A 21390-nucleotide genomic window follows, 5' to 3' on the forward strand; every position below is an offset into this window, starting at 1 on the left:
AATTAATATCAATTTTAGAATTTTGAGGCTTTCAAGGCGGCATTACCAATGGGTTTGAATCAGCGAATAGTCTAGCCAATGAATAATATTTATCTTAAAAACACCCTACCTTAATACGAATATTCTACACCTACACCGATACCCTTAAATAAAGTGTCAAGCTATGACGCGACCCACTATTACTTTAGTCACAAGTTTGGCATCATAGTTTTTAGTAAATAACTGAATAATGATAAATGACTCAAATGCGTTGGCTTGAACTGCTTTCTACAGTTCGTATTGGTAGTAATAAACATAGCTCTGAACAGGCACGTAGCCCCTTCCACAAAGACTACGACCGCATTATTTTTTCTCAAAGCTTTCGACAATTAAACCGCAAGACCCAAGTCCATCCCCTCACCCAACATGATGGCATTCATACTCGCCTGACTCACTCTTTAGAAGTGTCTTGTATTGGACGTTCATTGGGGATGCTCGCGGCTGAAAAAATTAAAGATGAACTCCCGATGTGGATTTCACCTGCCGATGTTGGTGCAATTATTCAAGCTGCGTGCTTGGCACACGATATTGGCAATCCACCTTTTGGACATGCAGGCGAATATGCCATTCGAGAATGGTTTGATGATGCATCGCATACCAACTTTTTACAGGACTTAAGCCCTGAAGAAGAAGCCGATGTGCGTCAGTTCGAAGGCAATGCCCAAGGTTTACGCCTACTAACTAAAATTGATTATCATCCGAATGATGGTGGTATGCGTTTAACCTATGCAACTTTAGGTGCATATTTAAAATACCCGTGGCTTTCAAAAACCATTGCATCGCAAGGCAATAAACCTGCGAGCCAACGGGCTAAATTTGGCTGCTATCAGGCAGAAAAAGAAATCTTGCAGCAAATTGCAGAGCAACTCGGTTTAATTCAACTGGGTGAATATCACTACTGTCGTCATCCGTTGACCTATTTGCTTGAAGCCGCAGATGACATTTGTTATGCCTTAATTGACCTTGAAGATGGCATTATCCTCAACATGTTGAACTATAACGAAGTTGAGCCAATTTTCCTTGATTTGGTCGGTGACTATGGCATACCTGCCGAATTGGCGATGACTGATACCACTTGGCAACAAAAAATTGCCGCATTACGTGGTCGAGTGATGAAACGTCTAGTCGAAGAAGTCACGACTGCCTTCGCCCGCCATCATCATGAAATTTTGTCAGGTCAACTCAAAGGCAGTTTATTGCAATATTGCAGTGAAGATATTGAGCGTGGAATTAACCGAGCGAAAGAGTTAGCTCGCGATAAAATTTTTGAACATCCACAAAAAGCCGGCTTAGAGATTATTGCGCATCAAAGTCTACAAAATATTTTAGATGCTTTTATTCCTCTAACTACGCCAAACAAAACCTTGAGTTTTAAAGAACAGCGACTGATGTCCATTCTCCACCGTTCGGGGGCACATTTTGGGCCGTTGCATTATGAAAACATCATGCAAGTATTGGATATTATCTCTAAATTTTCAGACCATCAGGCTTATAACCTTGCACAAGAACTTCAAGGTAATAAAGTTGGTTTCTTTTAAAGCTGAAAAAATGTGAAGGCTAGTAATTCGCTGGCCTTCACGCTAATCTCACAACAAATTGAAATTGAGCAAATGGCTCAGACTAAACTGAAATAAAGTGAATAAATGACATGATCGGATGTTTAATTGGCGAAGTGCTGGCATTGGAAGCACCAACAGTATTACTCAATGTAAATGGTGTGGGCTATGAAATTGACACCCCACTTTCTACATTTTGCCAACTACAAAAAGGTCAAAAAATTACCCTGTGGACACATCTGGCTGTTCGTGAAGATGCACAACTGCTTTACGGATTTAGCAATGCTCAAGAAAAACTGATCTTTCGCACACTGTTAAAAGTTAACGGCGTAGGCCCTAAAATGGCACTGGGCATTTTGTCGACCTTAAGTGTTGAAATGCTGATTCACACGGTTGAACATGAAGATATAAACACTTTAGTCAAAGTTCCGGGTGTAGGCAAAAAGACCGCTGAACGCCTCATGATTGAGTTACGTGATCGCTTTAAAGCCATGGCTTCAGGCACTGCACCAACCAATTCAACTGTTGAACAAATTCAATTTACGGGCAACTCTGCCGTAGCCGAAGCTGAAGCGGCCTTGCAGTCTTTAGGTTATAAACCTGCTGAAGCACAAAAACTGATTAATGCCGTCAAAGCTGATTATACTGAAGCCAGTGACATCATTCGCGCTGCACTTAAGTCGATGAATAAATAATTCAAATAGACATACCAATACACCTAAATTGGATACACGAAGGCGACATGGATGTCGCCATGTTAGATTGGGATATAAGGATATATCCTCAATCCAACACAAGATTTACTTGCGGACTTTTAAATATATTTAAAAGCCCTCATTTTGATCTTTCAAAAGTAAAGCAATGCCTACACAATGGCACCTAAACACAAATCACAACTTGAGGCTGTGCCTCGAAAGTTCAGCCAGAGATTGATTTAATTATATGCAAGACCGTCTTATCAGTGGTTCAGAAAAACCCGAAGACCACTTCGACCGTGCCATTCGCCCAACATCCCTCGATGACTACATCGGGCAGCCTGTCGTCCGTGAACAAATGGAAATCTTTATCGGTGCTGCGCGTGGCCGTGAAGAAGCACTCGATCACACCTTAATTTTTGGCCCTCCGGGTTTAGGTAAAACCACACTGGCCAATATCATTGCCCGTGAAATGGGTGGCAACTTAAAATCAACATCAGGCCCCGTCCTTGAGCGTGCCGGCGACTTGGCAGCCATGCTGACTAACCTTGAAGAAGGTGACGTACTGTTTATTGACGAAATTCATCGTCTTTCACCGGTGATTGAAGAAATTTTATATCCAGCCATGGAAGATTATCAGTTGGATATCATGATTGGTGAAGGACCAGCTGCCCGTTCTATCAAGCTCGACTTACCTGCATTTACATTAGTTGCAGCAACCACACGTGCGGGACTACTCACCTCACCTTTGCGTGATCGTTTCGGTATCGTACAACGTTTAGAGTTTTATTCTGTCAAAGACTTAACGCATATTGTGACTCGATCTGCAAACTTGATGGATGTACCCATGACTGCCGAAGGTGCTCAAGAAGTTGCACGCCGTGCTCGTGGGACACCTCGTATTGCAAACCGTTTATTACGCCGGGTCCGTGATTATGCGCAAGTTAAAGGTACGGGTGAAGTAACCCAAGAGATGGCTCAACGTGCTTTGGACATGCTAAATGTCGATAAAGATGGTTTAGATACGCTAGACCGCCGTTATTTATCAATGCTACTAGAGCGTTTTGATGGTGGCCCTGCAGGTGTAGAAGCTTTAGCTGCTGCTATGGCAGAAGACTCAGGGACCCTAGAAGATGTGATCGAACCCTACCTCATTCAGCAAGGCTATGTCATGCGTACTGCACGTGGACGTATTGCCACCAATATGGCTTATTTACAGTTTGGGATGACACCACCAGAGCCGAAAGATAAATAGACGATTATTCACTGAACGACTTCAGGGAGTTAAATGCTCCCTGAATGTTTATTTAAATTTTAAAATAAATTCAATCCACTACAAACAGCAAACTAAAATGATAAATCTTGAGAATAGAATAATTAACAAAATTAATAGCGAATACATTCAAAACCTTCCATTAGACAGTGCCATTGAAAACATTCCCAGAGAACAACCCATCAGTTCATTTAGCCCTAAACAAATGAGTGATTTTGAAAGCTTATTTCACGCCGAATACAATTATTTTATCACTGTCGAATGTGAAAAAATTCTCAGCAAAGAAACCATAGAAGTTGATGAAAATAATATTTGGGGCTGTACTAGATTAGCACTATGTTAATCGATGAAAATGAAGCTAACTAACTGTAAATTAAATAAGAAAACTCAATTAAAACTACTAGAGTTTTTCGTGCTAGGAGTGACTGCAAGAGCTGCTGCTGATCTATTAAAAATTCATCATAATTCAGCAGCACTTTTCTTTACTAAGATTCGTAAAATTATTTCTTATCATTTAGAAGTTGAAGCCTTTGAAATATTCGATGGTGAGATTGAATTAGATGAAAGCTATTTCGGCGGAACCCATAAAGGGAAACGAGGACGTGGAGCTGCTGACAAAGTTATCGTATTTGGTCTATTGAAGCGAAATGGTAAAGTTTATACTGTTGTTGTTCCTGATACTAAGTCTGGTACTTTAATGCCTGTAATTTCTAAGAAAATCACACCAGATAGCATTGTTTATACAGATCAATAGCGTAGCTACAATGCTTTGGATGTTGCAGGTTTTTGCCACCATAGAGTTAACCATTCAACTCATTTCGCAAATGGGAAAAATCATATCAATGGAATTGAGAATTTTTGGAATCAAGCGAAAAGAATATTGAGAAAATATAATACCCGAATCCTTTTTAAGCCAATGACTGCATAATTTGAATTGTGGGCTTATGCTGCTGAGTTAATTGGTATGCACATAGTGATGCGTAAATACCACTTAAAAAGCCTGAGATACTTCTAGCTCTACTCGTCACCAAATTGTATTGACCTTTCAATAAGCTGAATAACGTTTCTATTTTATTACGTTGTTTTAAGTGATATGCATCTGATGTACAGAGTTGAACAGACCGCATGTTCTTTCGATGATAAGTAATTAAATCAATACCTTGTTCTTTTAATCTGTTTTTTAAATCCTGACTGATATAACCACGATCCGCGTAAAGCTTTGCTTCCAAGCCTTCAACCAAATGCTCAACCATTCTTATGTCAGCCACATGTCCATTGGATAATGCTGAACAAACGACTTCTCCAAGTTGATTCATCATAATATGTAATTTACAGCCGTAGAACCAACCCATCGAGCTTTTACCACGAGATGCAATTTCTGCTAGAGATTTATGGCGTTGAATTCGTTGATTTTTACAGACAGGTAAAGTGGTTGAGTCAATCCATAAATATTGGCTCCGTTGACCTTTCATTAAGGCTACATGTAAAGCATGTAGTGCTAACTGGTGCGTATTAATGAGGTGAATCAGCCGTTGGTAACAGGGTAAGCTCTTAAATAAAGAGCTTTTATCCTGCCTTAGCCATGTGAAAAATGCTTTGAAATTAGTGAAATGAGAGCATTTATACCAAATAGCAATAAAGGTGATTTCTGAAAGACTCAAGTGAGCCGCTCGAATTCTTGAGAAACGATGGCTTTGCTTAAGGAATTGCCAATAAGTTGCTTCAAATTTAAGAAAGAAATCATCAATTACGCAAAATAATTCGGTACTATTAAACATGAGGATAGAGTTGTGAGTTTTGTGTGGTAACTCAACTGATGGCTCTAGTCCTCATATTTTTCAAGTCAATTTCTTATCCGCGATTCGGGTTATAATGGTATTCCTAAAGAATCTTTTCCCTTGTTTCTAAAGGAATGTGAGTTTAGATTTAATTATGGCAGTCCAAGTCAACAGTTAAAAACTTTGCGAGTTTGGACTGGAATTTAAATCTTATCTAGTACAGCCCCAATGATTTTTAATTCTATTCGACGGAGTCTTACATCTAGGGGGTGAATAAAGGGATTAGCCTTCGGCTGGAGGTACTTTTGTTTTGGCAAAAGTACCCAAAACCATTGTCATCCGCAAAACTCGTTCACTAGCGTCAAATTATTCAAAGTATCGCAAAAACATTTTTGATTAAAAGTAGTCCTGTCTCAAACACTTGCGGATGACGTTACCGCGTATCATATACTTTTATTTAAATCAAATTACGCTTCTGGTGTTACTGCGTAACATCAGTAAGTAAATAAAAAAATCCCCGCAACGAATGCAGGGATTTAAAAATTAACGTGATGACTTGAAGGTGGACGTAAAACTTTGAGCTTCACGTTTTGCATCTGGGTCACTCGGCATTGGGTATGGTGCAGCAGCTCGAATAGCAGCCTCAATACTGGCTTTCATATCAGGGTCACTAGAGTTCACGATCACTGATCGAACTGAACCACTTTCCGTAAGGGTAACGCGAGCAGTCGCCGTTTTACCTGCAGAGTCAGAAGGCGTATCCCACGCACGCTTAATCCTATTTTCAAAATCACGTTTTGCTGTTGAAGCAATTTTCTTCGCTTCAGCTTTTTTCTGTGCTGCTTCTTCAGCTGCTTTTTTTGCAGATGAAGCTTTGGCTTCTTCGGCTGCACGTTCGCGTGCTTCGGCATCGGCTTTTGCCTTTGCATCAGCCTTAGCTTTGGCATCAGCATCTGCTTTACGTTTTGCAGCTTCTGCATTGGCCTTAGCTTTGGCATCAGCATCTGCTTTACGTTTTGCAGCTTCCGCATTGGCCTTGGCTTTCGCATCAGCATCAGCTTTACGTTTTGCAGCTTCTGCATTGGCTTTAGCTTTTGCATCAGCATCAGCTTTACGTTTTGCAGCTTCCGCATTGGCTTTAGCTTTGGCATCGGCGTCTGCTTTACGTTTCGCCGCATCTGCATTGGCCTTGGCTTTTGCATCTGCATTGGCTTTTGCCGTTGCTGCAGCTTTGGCTTTGTCAGCTTCTGCTTTTCTTAATGCATCGGCACGGATTTTTTCAGCCTTGGCTTTTGCATCAGCATCTGCTTTACGTTTTGCTGCGTCAGCATTGGCTTTCGCCGTAGCATCTGCTTTTGCCTTAGCCGCATCCGCTTTGGCTTCTTGTTGCGCTTTTAGTTTTGCAGCTTCAGCCGCTTTAGCTTGTTCTTGAGCACGCTTTGCATTGTCCGCAGCTTTTTGTTCAGCAAGCTGCTGTGCTTTTGCCGCAGCGCGTGCCTGTTGAGCAGCAATCTGTGGATCTGCCTTAGGTGGTTCTGCTGGCTTAGGTGGTGCAGCCGTTGGAATCTCGGGTGCTGGTTCAACGCTAGGTTCTGCTGTTTGCGTGATTTGTTCAGCTACATTTTCATGCGCGGTTTCATCAAACTCTGTGACTTCACGTGTTACAGGTTTTAAATCTTCCGGTTTTACCAAAACAGTGGTTATTTTTTTAGGGGGCTCAGGTGGTTTACTCATGCCAAGATAAAGTAAGCCAACCACAGCGACGATATGCACACCTAGTGTGAAACCAATCGCAACGGCTTTTTGTTTAAAAGGCGGCTTGTTGAAATCTTTCATAAATTATTTTAATGGCTCAGTCAGTAAACCTACTTGTGTTAAACCTGCATCTTGAAGGGCAGACATGAGTTTCATGACTTCACCATAAGGACGAGATTCACTGCCGTTAATCAGGACACTCATTTGCTTTTTCTGTTCGTTGGCTTCATTTTGTGAAGCAGTTAAAACAGATTTTAGTTCATCGAGTGTGAGTACATCATTTTGATGATTTTTATCTTCGAGTTTGATCGTACCATCCGCCTCAAGTGTAACAATCGCAGGGCGATCTTCCGCTTGCATAGGCGTGCCATTCGCCTGTGGTAAGTCGACTTTGACACCTGTGGTGATCATAGGTGCAGTGACCATGAAAATCACCAATAAAACCAACATGACATCAATATAAGGTACGACGTTCATGTCACTTTTTAATGGTTTTTTGATGCGCTCAAAGCGTCCAGAACGTTGAATAGCCATTAGTCATCGTCCTGAGTTGAACCTACAGACTGGCGTTGTAATAACGCAACCATTTCTTCGGCAAAAAGTGCACGATCGTTATAAACGGCTTCACCTTTGGCTGTGAAATGGTTAAATGCAAGTACAGCAGGAATCGCTGCAAAAAGACCAATTGCCGTTGCAATCAATGCCTCTGCAATACCAGGAGCAACCGTAGCAAGGGTGACTTGGTCAACATCTGCCAAACCAATAAAGGCATTCATAATGCCCCAAACGGTACCAAATAAACCAACATAGGGAGCAACTGAGCCAATACTCGCAAGCGCGCCTAAACCATTTTCTAAATGTCCTTGGTCACGGCTTAAACCCACGCGAAGAATACGTTCTGTACCTTCAATTGATTGTTCTGCACTGGCATTACGTTTTTTAAGTTTGAAAAACTCGCCTAAACCTTGATAGAAGACATCTTCAAGGCCAACACGTTTCGAGTTGAGCTGAGCATTGTTGTATAAAGTGTTGAGTTCGGCGCCAGACCAAAAGATTTTTTGGAAATGTTCATCATCGGCCTGCGCTTTTTTATAACTCATGTGTAACTTGGCAATCAGATACCAACTGAATAACGAAGCTAAGAGCAGCAGGAGCATTACCAGTTGTACGACAGGACTTGCTTGTAAGATTAGGTCTGAAACTTTGAGTGTTGATTCTAGTTGAGTTGCCATAGTTACTACATGTGCCAAATAATTTTTTTAATCTTGTTCCAATTCTTTCAGAATCAGTTCACGTATTTCATCAGGAAGGCGACGGGGTTTCATCTCTGCACTGATACATGCCAATTCTACCTCACCTGATGCCAGCATAATATCACCACGATAAATATTTTGTTGCAACACAAATGACGTAGCCTTACACGAAACTACACTTGCTGTAACAGTAATCAGGTCATCCATTAATATAGGACGTGAATATTTCACATTAATTTTATGAACGACAAAGTTGTAATCTTTTTGATGCCAATAATGGTCTACACCTGAAGCGCGTAGCCATTCTGTGCGGGTACGTTCCATAAAGCGAATATGATTTGCGTGGTAAACAATGCCACCTGCATCTGTATCTTCAATATATACACGAATGTTGAATTCGAATTTATTCGCCATGAGAGTGTTCCGTCTTTATAAAATCTGAAAAATATTGGTCTGCACTTCAGCAAAGAATTAGAGCATTTAAAAATGGCGATAATTCAATGATTCGTCAAGTGCTTCAATGACGGGCAGTTTAGCACCGTGAGTCATCAGTCCAATGGCACAAGGTTTCAACTCACGTAAATCTTTAACTTTCGTAGTTGTAATTATTGGTTAAAAAGTGGCTGCTTTTAATTTGTTTGTTCATCTAATTTAAATTTTGCATCGACAAAATCCTGTAGATGAGCTGCTAAATATCCCGCAATATGAAAGTGAGTTTCTTCCATTTTCTTTTTCTGTTGCTTTGGAAGTAATGCTTTTAAAGATTCATACATATACGTTAAGCAGCAAAAGCCAAGGCCAATAACTACCATGAGTAAAAGTTTATTAGGTAGATCTATCCAGAAAAACACATAAACGAGTATGACTAAAGCAAAGAATGAGAAGCTGAAATACAACGTATTAATTTTTGCTGGCTTAAAGTTTTCCTTGACCAAAGCTTGTACGTCGTCGTGATAGTACGTCCCAATAAAAATGAGGGCAGAAGCATAGTTGAAGCTCAGGTTTTTTATACGATATGTAGAAGGCGATTGCTTAATAGTTAAAATATTAGGGGCTGTACTAGATAAGATTTAAATTCCAGTCCAAACTCGCAAAGTTTTTAACTGTTGACTTGGACTGCCATAATTAAATCTAAACTCACATTCCTTTAGAAACAAGCGAAAAGATTCTTTAGGAATACCATTATATTTTCTCAATATTCTTTTCGCTTGATTCCAAAAAATTCTCAATTCCATTGATATGATTTTTCCCATTTGCGAAATGAGTTGAATGGTTAACTCTATGGTGGCAAAAACCTGCAACATCCAAAGCATTGTAGCTACCCATTGATCTGTATAAACAATGCTATCTGGTGTGATTTTCTTAGAAATTACAGGCATTAAAGTACCAGACTTAGTATCAGGAACAACAACAGTATAAACTTTACCATTTCGCTTCAATAGACCAAATACGATAACTTTGTCAGCAGCTCCACGTCCTCGTTTCCCTTTACGGGTTCCGCCGAAATAGCTTTCATCTAATTCAATCTCACCATCGAATATTTCAAAGGCTTCAACTTCTAAATGATAAGAAATAATTTTACGAATCTTAGTAAAGAAAAGTGCTGCTGAATTATGATGAATTTTTAATAAATCAGCAGCAGCTCTTGCAGTCACTCCTAGCACGAAAAACTCTAGTAGTTTTAATTGAGTTTTCTTATTTAATTTACAGTTAGTTAGCTTCATTTTCATCGATTAACATAGTGCTAATCTAGTACAGCCCCAACATTATTTTTAGTTTCGACACTCTTATTTATAAGCACCCAGACATTTGCTAAAAGTCGGTCAATTTATATCCCCTCTTCGACCATGCCTGACCATATTCCACCTGAACAATTTAATGCTTTGCTGATGGATCATGCTAAAACAACTCAACCTGAGAAATCAGTACAGGACGTAAAAAAGCCTCTTAAACCCATTTCACATGCTCTAAATGAAGAAGATGCAAAGAAAAAAGCGGAAGCCAAGAAAATCGCTTCAACAGCTAAACGTGATTTTGAACATAAAATCAAACGTGCTTGGGATACACCACCTGGCTCTAGCGGTAAAACGGCCATTGCTCGCGTGATTTTATCTAAAACAGGTGCTGTCCAAGCAGTCATCGTAAGCTCCAGTGATCCTGATATGAAAGCCAGTATTGAGGCTGCAGTTCGTGCTGCTGCACCATATCCGATGCCTAGCGACCCAGATGCTAGACGTGAAGCACAAAGTTTTACCTCTACATTTAGATCTTCAAATTAAGTTTGATAAATCCGTGCATTGCTTGCGGGGATTTTTTTGTGGTTAAGCAATGAATCACCCCATACCCATTTTTTCTTATCTTCAATAGATCAAGTTTCATCGCTGGTATGATGTTTATTTTTAAGCTTCTACATCCATCCCCCCAGTTCCCCCCCTTTCCTAAAATGAATACTCAATCGATTGTACCTGTGTGTTTCAATACTTGAGCTTTTATAAAGCTCTAGCCCCGACTAATTGATCCATTCTTGTCTTCGTTCTATATAACGCCGTGTATGTGGGACTCAGCAACATCAAGTATTACTAAAATTTTCTAAACACTTGATTCAAAAATAGAATGTTATAACTAAAGAATTATCATTTTCATTCCAAAATGTGATGTTGTGTTCATGATTTTTAAGCTAGACTTGACGAAACTCGGATAAAATCTCTGCATTTTTCACAGTGTTATAACAGTTCAGTCATATTTTCATGCTTTTAATAATTCAAAATCATGCCATTATGTGACACAACCTAATACAGACAATAACTCACATTTTTAGAGTAGTTAGCGAATGATGGAAATGACGCGTAAACATCTTCTTTGCTTAGCCGTATTCACTGCTTTGAGCCCAGTTTTAGTGACTCAAACGCATGCGCAGCTTCACCTCGAAATCACTAAAGCTCCTGAAGAAGCACCTAAAATTGCGATCGTGCCTTTTAGTAATGACTCAAATATTTATCCAGTGGTTGAAAATGACTTGAACCGCTCAGGTAAATTTACCAGTGCCTCTAAAAACTTACCTGCAACTGCAACAATAAATTCACCTAATGCAGAAGCATGGAAAGCTGCGGGCGTACCCTATGTCGTGACAGGTACATCAAAAACAACGGCTGATGGCTCTTATGAAATTCACTACCAACTGTATGATGTTGAAAAAAAACAATACCTGTTAAATGAACTACTCACTGTACCTGCTTCACGTTACCGTCAAGCAGCGCATATGATCAGTGATGCGATCTATCAAGCTTTAACTGGCATTCCAGGTGACTTCAGCGGCCGTATTGCCTATGTATTGCGTAATGCAGCAACACCAGATCAGCGCTATACCCTACAAATTGCAGATACAGATGGTGAACAACCCCGTACGATTTTGACTTCACGAGATCCAATCCTTTCCCCTGCGTGGACGCCTGATGCGAAAAAGCTAGCCTATGTTTCTTTTGAAACCAAGCGCCCTGCAATTTACATCCAAGACTTAGCAAGTGGTAACCGTGAAAAAGTAGCAAGTTTCCGTGGTCTAAATGGTGCACCAAGCTTCTCACCTGATGGTAAATCGATGTTGTTTACCGCTTCAATGCATGGCAATCCTGAAATCTATCAAATGGATTTACAGACTCGCCAATTAAAACGCATGACCAATGACACAGCGATTGATACAGAAGCACGTTATGCCCCTGACGGTAAATCATTTATTTTTACCTCTGACCGTGGTGGCTCTCCACAAATTTATACCTACAACTTAAGTGCTGAAAGTGTAAAACGTTTAACTTTCCGTGGCGCTTTCAATGCGCGTGGTACGCTAAGTGCGGACGGTAAAAAATTAGCTTTGGTGCATCGTCCTAGCGGTAGTAACTATAAAGTTGCGGTTCAAGACATTGGTTCTGGTGTAACCAATATTTTAACACCAACAAGTTTAGATGAATCCCCAAGCTTCTCTCCAAATGGTCAAATGGTGGTGTATGCAACACGTGAAGCAAACCGTGGTTTGCTCTCGATCATGTCTTTAGATGGTCGTTTCCGCATGAACTTACCAAGTGAACAAGGTGAAGTTCGTGAACCAGCTTGGGCACCGAAATAAACACTGCATGATTTATTCAACAATAACTTTTTAATGAAACATCATAAATAACCGTCATGGAGATCAATATGAAAGCGATGAAACTGATTGCATTACCTGTTTTAGCTACAGCATTAGTAATGACTGGTTGTGCCAGCCGTAAACCTGCAGCAGACGTACAAGCAGGACAAAACCCAAATAGCTCAACCACTGTAAACACTTCTGGTTTAAGTGAAGATGCAGCACTCAATGCACAAAACCTAGCCGGTGCATCATCTAAAGGTGTAACTGAAGCGAATAAAGCATTTTTAGCGAAGCGCGTAGTACACTTTGACTACGACAGTACAGAGCTTAGCAATGAAGACTTACAAACCCTTCAAGCTCATGCACAGTTCCTTGTTGCTAATGCAAACTCACGCGTTGCTTTAACAGGTCACACCGATGAACGTGGTACTCGTGAATACAACATGGCACTTGGTGAACGTCGTGCCAAAGCTGTTGAAAGCTTCCTGATTACAACGGGTGTAAGTCCAAATCAGCTTGAAGCAGTTAGCTATGGTAAAGAAATGCCAATCAATGCGGGTCATGATGAAAATGCATGGAAAGAAAACCGCCGCGTAGAAATTAACTACGAAGCTGTTCCTCCGCTGCTTAAATAAGACTTGAAAAAATTCTGAGCTAAATAAAAAAGCACTCATTAATGAGTGCTTTTTTATTTAACCCGTATCATTTAATTTATATTGTTTCATTTTCATCGTTCTATTCAACGTTCTTTGCTTTAACTCAATCTAGCCCTTTAACTCAGGATAAATTCAGTTAGCAACTTTAGAACATAAAAAATAATCAATTAAAATGCAAATGAACGACTTTTAAAACGAGATCCTTAGCTTTACCAACTAGAAAATCACCGTAACAATCCAAATCATTACGCTTCTGCTTCTGGATGTTCAGCATTTTCTTTTTCTGTTTGCATCGACTCAATGAGATCATGTTTATTGAACTTTTTATACTCTGCTTTTGCTTCGTAACTGCTCCAAGCAGCTTTTACGGTATCCGCAGAAATATCGTCTAAATTCAATCCCTCAGTTGCAGTCGGAGTCGCATCAAATTTTTGTGTGGTCATTGTTGTGCTCCCTGTCTTTCGATTTATACATTAGATTCAACATAGCATGTTATTCAGGACTTGCAAGGGTAAAATCACGACAAATAGTCTAGTTTAATTTTTCTTTTCCTTCGTTCTCATCTAAAATGTTGCACAATCACATTTTTATCATTTTTGATAAATTAATATTTGGAGTTTTCCGGTTATGTCAAATCTCACCCTTTCCCAATTTCTACAACAACAAAGTGGTAATCTTACTCCTGCATTAGCACAAGTTATTGAAACAATTGGTAATACATGCAAAGACATCGACCTTCTTTTACAAAAAGGTGCTTTGGCTGGTGTATTGGGTAGCGCGCAACACGAAAACGTTCAAGGTGAAGAACAAAAGAAACTTGATGTCATTTCAAATGATTACCTCATCGATGCATTAAAAGTTCATCCACATGTCGGTGGTTTGGCATCTGAAGAATTAGATGAATTCACACCAGCTCAAGAAAATGGCGATTATCTTGTCTTGTTCGACCCATTAGATGGTTCAAGCAACATCGATATCAACATGTGTGTCGGCACAATTTTTTCAATTCTTCCTGCAAAAAATGCCGTAACGCAAGCTGAAGATTTCATGCAAGCGGGTGTTAACCAAGCGGCTGCAGGTTATGTACTGTATGGCCCATCAACAATGATGGCTCTAACTGTCGGTGCTGGCGTAGTCTTCTTTACTTTTGATCCAGAAAGCAAAGAATTCTTATTAACTAAAGATGCGATTGCGGTTGCAGCAGACACTAAAGAGTATGCAATTAATGCATCGAACCAACGTCACTGGGAAGAACCTGTAAAACGTTATATCGACGAACTTCTTGCAGGTAAAACTGGCCCGCGTGAAAAAGACTTCAATATGCGTTGGGTCGCATGCATGGTGGGTGATATTCATCGTATTCTTTGCCGTAGCGGTATCTTCATGTACCCATACGACTTCAAAGATCCGAAAAAAGCAGGTCGTCTACGTTTAATGTACGAAGCAAACCCAATGAGTATGTTGATGGAACAAGCTGGCGGTGCTTCTACAACAGGCCGTGTCCGCATTCTAGACATCCAACCAACAGAACTTCATCAACGTGTTCCTGTGATTATTGGTTCTAAAAACGAAGTTGACCTAGTTACGTCATACCATAATTAATTTCTTATAACGAAAGTCAGTATTTTTGCTGACTTTCGTGGATATCTCCCTCATGGCTCTGATTTATCTCGAATCAAAAGACAACCCGAAAATTAAGCACCTCCGTGGCTTAATCGAACAAAATGCCTACCGTAAAAAACAAGGTCAAACTGTTTTGGAAGGCACACACTTGGTGTTGTCATGGTTAGACTCAAAACGTCCAATCAAATCGATTTTCACCACTGAACAAGCGATTAACCATGCCGATTTCGACCGCATTGCGGAACAATATCAAGGTGCGGTGTTCATTCTAAGTGAATCTTTATACAAAGATATCAGTACACTTGGAACATCTATTGCTTGCTTAGCGATTGTGGATTTACCAAGTTCAAGTGAAGCACTTAACTTCAGTGAAGACACCTTAATTTTAGACAATATTCAAGACCCCGGTAATGTAGGCACCCTACTCCGTTCTGCTGCTGCGGCAGGTATTGAGCAAGTTGTTTGTACCAAAGGCTCTGCATCGCTCTGGTCACCACGTGTATTACGCGCAGGTATGGGCGCACATTTTTCATTAAATACGTTTGAAAATATTGCCCTTGAAGATATTTTGACGAAATTCAAAATTCCAGTTTATGCAACAAGCTCACATCAGTCTGAAAACCTATATAGCAAAAATTTGCGCAAACAATGTGTGTGGATTTTAGGCAATGAAGGTCAAGGTGTTTCTGAGTATGCATTACAACATGCAGAAGCCGTTGCGATTCCTCAACCGGGTGGTCAAGAATCATTAAACGTAGCCATTGCTGGCTCGATCTGTTTTTTTGAAATGGTACGTCAGCGTCAGTAAAATCGTTATTTTATTGTATTTAGCGCTTAAGCCTGAAAAAAATAGACTACACTAGAAAAAATAATAATTCTTTTTGTCAACCTAACCGTTATTTCCATCGTTATTTGTATATGAATATGGAAATAATGGTGGGTATCCGATGACAGGATTTTCCATCTCTATGGATTTAGCACCCAAAAAGTCCGAGACGCGAGACAGCAGTGTTTTAAAAAGCACGGCTGAGTCTCGCCTGAAAAACTTCATGAATGAAGTGACGGGGCGTGCTTTAGTAATGATGGAAAGTGCAACGCACGGTCAACATGGCATTGCCATGGACTTGGTGCAAGAAGCCTTTATTTCCTTACATAAAGCTTATGCTGAAAAATCCACAGAGGAATGGTATCCCCTGTTTTACACCATTTTAAATAACAAGCTGCAAGACTGGCGTCGAAAAGAAGCACGTCGTTCGCAGCCGTTTTCCTTATTTAGAAAAGTCAGCCTAGATGACGACGATGTCGAGATACAGGATGTGGTAGATGAATCTACACCAAACCCTTTCGACTTTCTGGATCAGGCTGTCACTGCAGAGGAAATACAAGATGCTATCGCAGAACTTCCAGTCCGCCAGCAACAAGCATTTATGTTGCGAGCTTGGGAAGGCTTTGATACGCATACAACTGCAGAAATTATGAATTGTTCCGAAGGCAGTGTGAAAACACATTACCACCGTGCCATTCAAGGTTTACGTACCGCTTTGGCACATTTGAATCCACATATGGGAGGATCATCCGAATGAAACAAGATGATTTCTTAAAGCAAGTAACTTCCAAACTTGATGGACTCGCACAGCACCATAAAGACAAAGCAACTGTCATGAATAACGTGCTTGAAGATATTCATCAGCGCGAAACTTCACGTTATGGTTTCTGGAAAATGTCTGGCTTTGCACTTGCAGCAGCAATTGCAGGTTTTGTCATTTTACCGAATGCGACTGTACTGGATGACAAACCACAAAATCAGGTGATTTCAACCCCTAAGCTCTCCCCTCAAATGGTAGAAGATCTTGAAATGTTGATGGTTCTGGGTGAGGACAAAGTTCCACATGGCAGCTAAAAAATTAGCAATTGCATTCTGTGCTTTTAGTTTTTTGCAAACCAGTTTTGCTGGCTTTGATCGCTTTTGGATATTTTCAAAAGATGCAGATACTCAAGTCAATGAAACTTGGGATTCGCTATCTGAAGCAGAACAACAGGCTTTAATTAAAAAGTATCAGGCACTCAAAGAGATTCCTGCAGATCAACGTGTCAGCTTGCAACAGCGCATGGATTGGTTCACTCAACTTCCAGATAGTGAAAAGCAACGTATGCGCGAAACTTGGCAAAAAATGAGTACTTTAGAACGTAAAGAACTCGCGACACGTATGCAAAAAGCTAGTCCTGATGAACGACCTGCTATTCGCGATGAGTATATCAACAAATATTTACAGCCTATCGCTGTCGCTCACTAATCTAAAACAGCAGCATGTTGCGAAAATCAAATCAATTAAATTAGTTAAGCCATGAAAAGCCTCTTATCGAGGCTTTTTTATTGTATTACTTGCTCAACCGACGTTGACGATACATACCTAAACCAATCAGTGTCAACAGCCCAAATAATCCCATCGAACCACCGCCGCTAGAAGAAGAGTTGGTGTTTTTCGCGGTATTCTTAAGAGTCAGAATTGCATTGCTTGATGCAATGCCATCACTATCGACAACGCTATATTCAACAGGATAGTCAAACTGACTAAAGCCATTTTTTACAGAGAAGGTAATCTTGCCACCGTAGCAAGTTTCCTTTAAATAACTTGCTGGGCAACTGCCACTATACTCAGCTTCAAAGTTTAAACCTGCTGGGATTTTCGTAAAACGAATTGGGATAATTTGACCTTCTTCATTTTTATGCCATACCGATTTGCCCGCTGGCATAGATGTAACTGGACCATCACCATCATCATTAGCATTTTCTAATAAATTATTGACGGTAACAGACAAATTATTTGACGGACTAATTGTATATTGAGCAGCTTTGGCCACTGGGGTCATATTTTTAAATGCCACACGGACCACACCAGAGGATTCCGCCTGACTCCCTGTCTTTTGTTTTAGCGTATATTTACAAAAACCGTATTCGGTAGGCGCTGTTGTTGCCCCACTGGTGCGATATATAACGATTTGTTTTATTCCAGCATCCCAATCACAGTGCAGGTCATGTGGTGGATTACCCACAATACTTGCTTCGCCTGTACTAGACACCGTAATTTCACTACCAATGCCGATTGGTGAAGTCGTCACGGTATAGTTGTCAGCATTTAAGGCAATTTGTCGTGTTTCAGCACTTCCGTTCACAGACTCTTCTTGAGGTAATGATGCTGGGAATGGATCAAAATAAACTGCACGATATTTGAGGTTATTTTTTAATGCACTTAATACCGCTTCGTATTTTGTTAAATCATCCTGATTGGCAACTTTGTATTCTGCATAATCTGGATCGTCGATATCCTTTTTCAAAGCATCAATTGTATTTTGATACTTATCTTGCAGAGCTGTTAAAGACTCATTGGTAATATCTGCCATATCTGCTGCGGTTAAATTCATTAACTCAACCGAGCCAATATCACATGTGTTTCTTTGCGTAGGTGATAACTGTAAAGTACCATCTGTGATCCGCAAAATGCCCCGTTGATCCGCATCACTACAGCCGTCTAAGCCCAGATTGATCAAGTCAAAACCACTGCCGATTGCTTTCGGGTAATACAAAGGTAAATACAAATTATAAGCAGATTTTGTTTGTAGGGCGCTTAATAAAGTCCCCATAGCATAACTACTTACATCATGGTTTTGCAGAAAGCTTTCCGTACTATTCAGCACACTTTCTGGTAAATCACACTGTGCGGCTGCCAGTTCAAATGCATTATTACTTGCCACAAATTTTTGACCATTATCAGGTACTGCATTATTCAGATAACGACAAGATTTTCCACCAGTATTGTAGGCCAATACATTGAAATACCAAGCCTTTGTACCATTGTTATCATAATAATAGGTACTAGCCGCATTGTTCTCGACTATTGTATTACTGGTTAAAACGAAGCTAGAAAAAGCACTTAAACGATCCGTTCCCTGAGAAATGGCACGGATAATACTACCCGTACTTGGATTTGCTTGGTTTTTTGCAATCGTATTTGCTGTCAGTTCAACCTTGGCATTTCCACAGAAGTCCATCACACTATTGCTCGTCGATGAACCATTTTGAATAATACTGCTTTGCTGGAACACAATTTCAGGCTGGGTATCCCCCAAGTTCCCGATACAGTCCATAGCAACAACACTACCTTTAGGTGCGATGTTGCCCTGAACTAAACTGCTCACCAATAATGTTTTTTTCGACATATTATGCGCAACGGAGTAGATTGCACCGCCAGCAACTTTGGCTTGAGAGTTTTCAATTGCACCATTATTTAAGGTAAATGCTCCCCCTAAATACAAGGCACCACCTCGATCTTCTGCCATCCCGCCAGTAAGGCGAACATTATTGACGACAAAGTTGGCTTCTGAACGTGAAGTATTAAAAATACGAGATTTGCCTTGGGCATTAATCGTCGTTCTAATATCTTCATAGGCAGGAAATTTCTGCGTCAGTAAATTTTTTGAATCATAGTTAAAGCGACTTTTCCCTTCAATCACGATCTGATTGACCGGAACTAACTCACCTTTAGTCAGAAGATATTCACCTGCTTCAAGTTGAATATAATCGGTCTGCCCATTATTTGGATTACCGACATTACATCCACCAAAAGATTTGTTTTTACGTGCAGTTTCAATCGCTTCACGTAAAGAACATTGATTGAGATTTTCACCATTTTCATCATCAAAGGTCGTAACTTTGATGATGTTACTTGTTGCTGCCATAGATGACATAGCCGCAAGGACCATGACCGCCAGCAATCCTTTTTTATAATTTTTCATGTGCTGTCCTTAATTCTATCCAGACTATTTTTTAAAGCGACGAAATCCAACTAAGCCAAGCAGCGCAAAAATACTCGCCCAGCCTAGAGCACCACCCGAAGTTTTAACGGTTTTACTTTCCATTTCATTGTTTGGTTCTTGGAAAATACGCACTTCTGCAGCTAAATAATTTTTTGCCGAAGTATTAAAACGGGTTGAAGACGTCACCACACGCAATTCAAAAATATCTGCGCCATGCCAATTTCCATTTGGCGTGTATTCAAAATCACCATTCAAATTCAGTGTAAATTTACCTTTAGATTCGGTGCTTTGTACAATTATCGGGCAACCATCTTGCCATGGCTCACCCGTTGGATTTGCCATACCCATCACTTTTGTACATTCTTCTTTTGGAATTAAATCACTGTCACCTAAAGCATCTAAAATATTAAACTTCGCCACTTCACCTGTACGTATGTCTTTACCTAAGCGAGGCATGCTCACAGGAACCACAATTTCTATAGCCCCACGATCACACCAAACATCATCCAAATTACGATTTTTTCCACGCTGATCAGAAGACTCACAATACACATGATGCTCATTGCCATCTGCTGTGGTCTTCCCCTTATTTAATATCGGGCTTGAGAAAATCGTTTCGTAATCTAATAAAATACGAGGACGTAAATAACCAATAAATGCGTTATTTGCTGTGGTAAATGGACAGAAAAGTGCATTACGATCTTCTGTTAAGGTTTTACAGCTACCTTCATCTTCACCCGCAATTAAACTCGTCCCAGACCATACATCATTTAAATTTGCAGCAGGCCCAACAGGACAACTCGCAGCCACTAAGTTGTTATAAAAAACAGATTGGTCTGTTCCTGAGTTCACGACTTTACAATCTTGAGCGGTACCACTGAGCGCATTACCAATCACCACACTATTGGCTAAATAAGCATGCTCAGAGGTACTATTTAGTTCGATACCGCCACTGTTCTTCAGTACTGTAATATTATTGAGTGCTAAACCATCACGTAAGTTGACAGCAAAACCTTTGTTTTTGAAAAAGGTACTATTGGCAATGATATTTTGAGGGTTACTGAACACCAACTTACTGATGTCTGCGAGCCCATTTTGATTGTAAACAATCGCTCGACCAGAAGTGCTTTCATTATTTTTGAACAAAGATGTATAGATTTCATAAGCCGGTGCTTCTGAGTAAATTGCACCCCCATCTACCGCTTTGTTGTTTTGAAAAATCGTGGTTCGTATATATAGACGGCTTGCTACAGCTGCGCCATCTTCTGAAAATCCTACATTGTAGATTGCACCACCAAGTCGTGCATTACCATCTTCAAACTTTACATTTTCAAGTGTGAGTTTTTCATTATTAAAAAGGATGCCGCCTTTATCAGCGCACTGATCTTGCTTACATCCTTTAAATGAAATTTCTTTAAAATTGATCGCAATTAGTTCTTTTTCGCCGTCATTAATATTAAAAATTTGATCCTTACCGGTCATTTCAATGACGGCATTATTAAGACCGAGTACGACATCTTCATTGACGTTACTGTCATACGCCGTTTTCAGATTCAGTTCTGCTTTAATATCAATTTTTTTAGTGAGTTTATAAACTTCATTTTTTTTCAGAGAAATTGAGGCATAGGCGTCTTTCCCCCCGCAACCATTATATCCGGCTTCTGGCATACCATTATTGATATATTCTATGGCTTCACGAAGTGAACATTCCTTGTCATCCTTTACAACATCTTCAGTGGTTGTAACGGTAATTTCTGCGCTAAATGCATGACCTGCCATGAGAAGCATGCCAATGCCTATGCTCTGTTTGAGCATATCCATCTCCTT

At 40.1% G+C, this 21390-nt stretch carries 21 protein-coding genes and 3 pseudogenes; 14 read left to right on the top strand and 10 right to left on the bottom strand.

The window, feature by feature from the left end:
• Nucleotides 1-236 precede the first annotated feature (236 nt).
• From FTV04_RS09105 to FTV04_RS09125, 5 genes and pseudogenes are all read left to right on the top strand, one after another.
• Nucleotides 237-1577 carry a deoxyguanosinetriphosphate triphosphohydrolase gene (locus FTV04_RS09105; RefSeq protein WP_180009963.1) on the top strand — a complete coding sequence of 447 codons (1341 nt, stop codon included), beginning with the start codon at nucleotides 237-239 and terminating at the stop codon, nucleotides 1575-1577.
• 110 nt (nucleotides 1578-1687) lie between these two features.
• A complete protein-coding gene (gene ruvA, locus FTV04_RS09110; protein WP_180089297.1) occupies nucleotides 1688-2290 on the top strand; it encodes a Holliday junction branch migration protein RuvA in 603 nt (200 codons plus the stop codon).
• A gap of 247 nt (nucleotides 2291-2537) precedes the next feature.
• The gene (gene ruvB / locus FTV04_RS09115) at nucleotides 2538-3545 is read left to right on the top strand and encodes a Holliday junction branch migration DNA helicase RuvB (protein ID WP_180034375.1); all 1008 of its coding nucleotides are present in this window, start codon (nucleotides 2538-2540) and stop codon (nucleotides 3543-3545) included.
• Between the two features lie 97 nt (nucleotides 3546-3642).
• Complete coding sequence (locus FTV04_RS09120) at nucleotides 3643-3906, top strand: hypothetical protein (RefSeq protein WP_180089298.1); 264 nt, start codon at nucleotides 3643-3645, stop codon at nucleotides 3904-3906.
• Between the two features lie 9 nt (nucleotides 3907-3915).
• Nucleotides 3916-4458, top strand: a pseudogene (locus tag FTV04_RS09125) (IS1595 family transposase); the annotation flags it as partial.
• A gap of 13 nt (nucleotides 4459-4471) precedes the next feature.
• On the opposite strand, the gene FTV04_RS09130 reads toward FTV04_RS09125, so the two are convergent.
• Complete coding sequence (locus FTV04_RS09130; protein WP_180048875.1) at nucleotides 4472-5341, bottom strand: IS982 family transposase; 870 nt, start codon at nucleotides 5339-5341, stop codon at nucleotides 4472-4474.
• Nucleotides 5342-5431: 90 nt separating this feature from the next.
• Here FTV04_RS09130 and FTV04_RS17010 point away from each other — a divergent pair.
• Nucleotides 5432-5548: pseudogene (locus tag FTV04_RS17010) on the top strand (IS1595 family transposase); the annotation flags it as partial.
• Nucleotides 5549-5884: 336 nt separating this feature from the next.
• Here FTV04_RS17010 and tolA read toward each other — a convergent pair.
• The 6 genes from tolA to FTV04_RS09160 all read right to left on the bottom strand — a co-directional run bounded on the left by tolA (nucleotide 5885) and on the right by FTV04_RS09160 (nucleotide 10079).
• Nucleotides 5885-7177, bottom strand: a complete 1293-nt coding sequence (gene tolA / locus FTV04_RS09135; RefSeq protein WP_180089299.1) for a cell envelope integrity protein TolA — start codon at nucleotides 7175-7177, stop codon at nucleotides 5885-5887.
• Between the two features lie 3 nt (nucleotides 7178-7180).
• The gene (gene tolR, locus FTV04_RS09140; protein ID WP_078190369.1) at nucleotides 7181-7630 is read right to left on the bottom strand and encodes a protein TolR; all 450 of its coding nucleotides are present in this window, start codon (nucleotides 7628-7630) and stop codon (nucleotides 7181-7183) included.
• Complete coding sequence (gene tolQ, locus FTV04_RS09145) at nucleotides 7630-8328, bottom strand: protein TolQ (protein ID WP_180064292.1); 699 nt, start codon at nucleotides 8326-8328, stop codon at nucleotides 7630-7632. Before tolQ ends, tolR begins: the two co-directional genes overlap by 1 nt.
• A 27-nt stretch (nucleotides 8329-8355) precedes the next feature.
• On the bottom strand, nucleotides 8356-8763 hold the full coding sequence (gene ybgC / locus FTV04_RS09150) for a tol-pal system-associated acyl-CoA thioesterase (protein WP_078190367.1): 408 nt from the start codon (nucleotides 8761-8763) through the stop codon (nucleotides 8356-8358).
• A 215-nt stretch (nucleotides 8764-8978) separates the two neighbouring features.
• Complete coding sequence (locus FTV04_RS09155; protein WP_180089300.1) at nucleotides 8979-9284, bottom strand: hypothetical protein; 306 nt, start codon at nucleotides 9282-9284, stop codon at nucleotides 8979-8981.
• Nucleotides 9285-9419: 135 nt separating this feature from the next.
• Complete coding sequence (locus tag FTV04_RS09160; protein WP_180010416.1) at nucleotides 9420-10079, bottom strand: IS1595 family transposase; 660 nt, start codon at nucleotides 10077-10079, stop codon at nucleotides 9420-9422.
• 243 nt (nucleotides 10080-10322) lie between these two features.
• Here FTV04_RS09160 and FTV04_RS09165 point away from each other — a divergent pair.
• The 3 genes and pseudogenes from FTV04_RS09165 to pal form a co-directional block, all read left to right on the top strand.
• Nucleotides 10323-10628, top strand: a pseudogene (locus FTV04_RS09165) (cell envelope integrity protein TolA); the annotation flags it as partial.
• Nucleotides 10629-11182: 554 nt separating this feature from the next.
• On the top strand, nucleotides 11183-12466 hold the full coding sequence (gene tolB, locus FTV04_RS09170) for a Tol-Pal system beta propeller repeat protein TolB (RefSeq protein ID WP_171319182.1): 1284 nt from the start codon (nucleotides 11183-11185) through the stop codon (nucleotides 12464-12466).
• A 68-nt stretch (nucleotides 12467-12534) separates the two neighbouring features.
• Nucleotides 12535-13104, top strand: a complete 570-nt coding sequence (pal, locus tag FTV04_RS09175; RefSeq protein WP_180034379.1) for a peptidoglycan-associated lipoprotein Pal — start codon at nucleotides 12535-12537, stop codon at nucleotides 13102-13104.
• 266 nt (nucleotides 13105-13370) lie between these two features.
• Here pal and FTV04_RS09180 read toward each other — a convergent pair whose 3' ends face one another.
• On the bottom strand, nucleotides 13371-13568 hold the full coding sequence (locus tag FTV04_RS09180) for an NF038105 family protein (RefSeq protein WP_078190373.1): 198 nt from the start codon (nucleotides 13566-13568) through the stop codon (nucleotides 13371-13373).
• A gap of 184 nt (nucleotides 13569-13752) precedes the next feature.
• Between FTV04_RS09180 and FTV04_RS09185 the strand changes: the two genes are divergently transcribed.
• From FTV04_RS09185 to FTV04_RS09205, 5 genes are all read left to right on the top strand, one after another.
• Nucleotides 13753-14727 (top strand): class 1 fructose-bisphosphatase, encoded by a 975-nt coding sequence (locus FTV04_RS09185; protein WP_078192041.1) that lies wholly within the window; start codon nucleotides 13753-13755, stop codon nucleotides 14725-14727.
• A gap of 52 nt (nucleotides 14728-14779) precedes the next feature.
• Nucleotides 14780-15556: an RNA methyltransferase gene (locus FTV04_RS09190; protein WP_078192042.1), complete on the top strand. Its 777-nt coding sequence runs from the start codon at nucleotides 14780-14782 to the stop codon at nucleotides 15554-15556.
• A 160-nt stretch (nucleotides 15557-15716) separates the two neighbouring features.
• A complete protein-coding gene (locus FTV04_RS09195; protein ID WP_180089326.1) occupies nucleotides 15717-16331 on the top strand; it encodes an RNA polymerase sigma factor in 615 nt (204 codons plus the stop codon).
• Nucleotides 16328-16648: a hypothetical protein gene (locus FTV04_RS09200; protein WP_078190377.1), complete on the top strand. Its 321-nt coding sequence runs from the start codon at nucleotides 16328-16330 to the stop codon at nucleotides 16646-16648. Before FTV04_RS09195 ends, FTV04_RS09200 begins: the two co-directional genes overlap by 4 nt.
• Nucleotides 16638-17042, top strand: coding sequence for a DUF3106 domain-containing protein (locus FTV04_RS09205; RefSeq protein WP_078192044.1), 405 nt, complete (start codon nucleotides 16638-16640; stop codon nucleotides 17040-17042). The genes FTV04_RS09200 and FTV04_RS09205 overlap by 11 nt, the downstream gene beginning before the upstream one ends.
• A gap of 85 nt (nucleotides 17043-17127) precedes the next feature.
• On the opposite strand, the gene FTV04_RS09210 is transcribed toward FTV04_RS09205, so the two are convergent.
• Nucleotides 17128-19542 carry a CSLREA domain-containing protein gene (locus tag FTV04_RS09210; protein ID WP_180089301.1) on the bottom strand — a complete coding sequence of 805 codons (2415 nt, stop codon included), beginning with the start codon at nucleotides 19540-19542 and terminating at the stop codon, nucleotides 17128-17130.
• A 24-nt stretch (nucleotides 19543-19566) separates the two neighbouring features.
• Nucleotides 19567-21378 (bottom strand): rhombotarget A, encoded by a 1812-nt coding sequence (gene rbtA / locus FTV04_RS09215; RefSeq protein ID WP_180089302.1) that lies wholly within the window; start codon nucleotides 21376-21378, stop codon nucleotides 19567-19569.
• Nucleotides 21379-21390 lie beyond the last annotated feature (12 nt).

It is taken from the genome of Acinetobacter sp. YH12219, assembly GCF_013417875.1.
Lineage (GTDB): Bacteria > Pseudomonadota > Gammaproteobacteria > Pseudomonadales > Moraxellaceae > Acinetobacter > Acinetobacter amyesii.

Excerpts from the sequence above, each read along its gene's own strand:
- rbtA (WP_180089302.1), bottom strand. The coding sequence starts at position 21,378 with ATGCTCAAACAGAGCATAGGCATTGGCATGCTTCTCATGGCAGGTCAT.
- pal (WP_180034379.1), top strand. The coding sequence starts at position 12,535 with ATGAAAGCGATGAAACTGATTGCATTACCTGTTTTAGCTACAGCATTA.
- ruvA (WP_180089297.1), top strand. The coding sequence starts at position 1,688 with ATGATCGGATGTTTAATTGGCGAAGTGCTGGCATTGGAAGCACCAACA.
- FTV04_RS09105 (WP_180009963.1), top strand. The coding sequence starts at position 237 with ATGACTCAAATGCGTTGGCTTGAACTGCTTTCTACAGTTCGTATTGGT.
- FTV04_RS09180 (WP_078190373.1), bottom strand. The coding sequence starts at position 13,568 with ATGACCACACAAAAATTTGATGCGACTCCGACTGCAACTGAGGGATTG.
- FTV04_RS09200 (WP_078190377.1), top strand. The coding sequence starts at position 16,328 with ATGAAACAAGATGATTTCTTAAAGCAAGTAACTTCCAAACTTGATGGA.
- tolR (WP_078190369.1), bottom strand. The coding sequence starts at position 7,630 with ATGGCTATTCAACGTTCTGGACGCTTTGAGCGCATCAAAAAACCATTA.
- FTV04_RS09195 (WP_180089326.1), top strand. The coding sequence starts at position 15,717 with ATGGATTTAGCACCCAAAAAGTCCGAGACGCGAGACAGCAGTGTTTTA.
- FTV04_RS09120 (WP_180089298.1), top strand. The coding sequence starts at position 3,643 with ATGATAAATCTTGAGAATAGAATAATTAACAAAATTAATAGCGAATAC.
- FTV04_RS09130 (WP_180048875.1), bottom strand. The coding sequence starts at position 5,341 with ATGTTTAATAGTACCGAATTATTTTGCGTAATTGATGATTTCTTTCTT.
- tolA (WP_180089299.1), bottom strand. The coding sequence starts at position 7,177 with ATGAAAGATTTCAACAAGCCGCCTTTTAAACAAAAAGCCGTTGCGATT.
- FTV04_RS09190 (WP_078192042.1), top strand. The coding sequence starts at position 14,780 with ATGGCTCTGATTTATCTCGAATCAAAAGACAACCCGAAAATTAAGCAC.
- ruvB (WP_180034375.1), top strand. The coding sequence starts at position 2,538 with ATGCAAGACCGTCTTATCAGTGGTTCAGAAAAACCCGAAGACCACTTC.
- ybgC (WP_078190367.1), bottom strand. The coding sequence starts at position 8,763 with ATGGCGAATAAATTCGAATTCAACATTCGTGTATATATTGAAGATACA.
- FTV04_RS09160 (WP_180010416.1), bottom strand. The coding sequence starts at position 10,079 with ATGAAAATGAAGCTAACTAACTGTAAATTAAATAAGAAAACTCAATTA.
- tolQ (WP_180064292.1), bottom strand. The coding sequence starts at position 8,328 with ATGGCAACTCAACTAGAATCAACACTCAAAGTTTCAGACCTAATCTTA.
- FTV04_RS09205 (WP_078192044.1), top strand. The coding sequence starts at position 16,638 with ATGGCAGCTAAAAAATTAGCAATTGCATTCTGTGCTTTTAGTTTTTTG.
- FTV04_RS09185 (WP_078192041.1), top strand. The coding sequence starts at position 13,753 with ATGTCAAATCTCACCCTTTCCCAATTTCTACAACAACAAAGTGGTAAT.
- tolB (WP_171319182.1), top strand. The coding sequence starts at position 11,183 with ATGGAAATGACGCGTAAACATCTTCTTTGCTTAGCCGTATTCACTGCT.
- FTV04_RS09210 (WP_180089301.1), bottom strand. The coding sequence starts at position 19,542 with ATGAAAAATTATAAAAAAGGATTGCTGGCGGTCATGGTCCTTGCGGCT.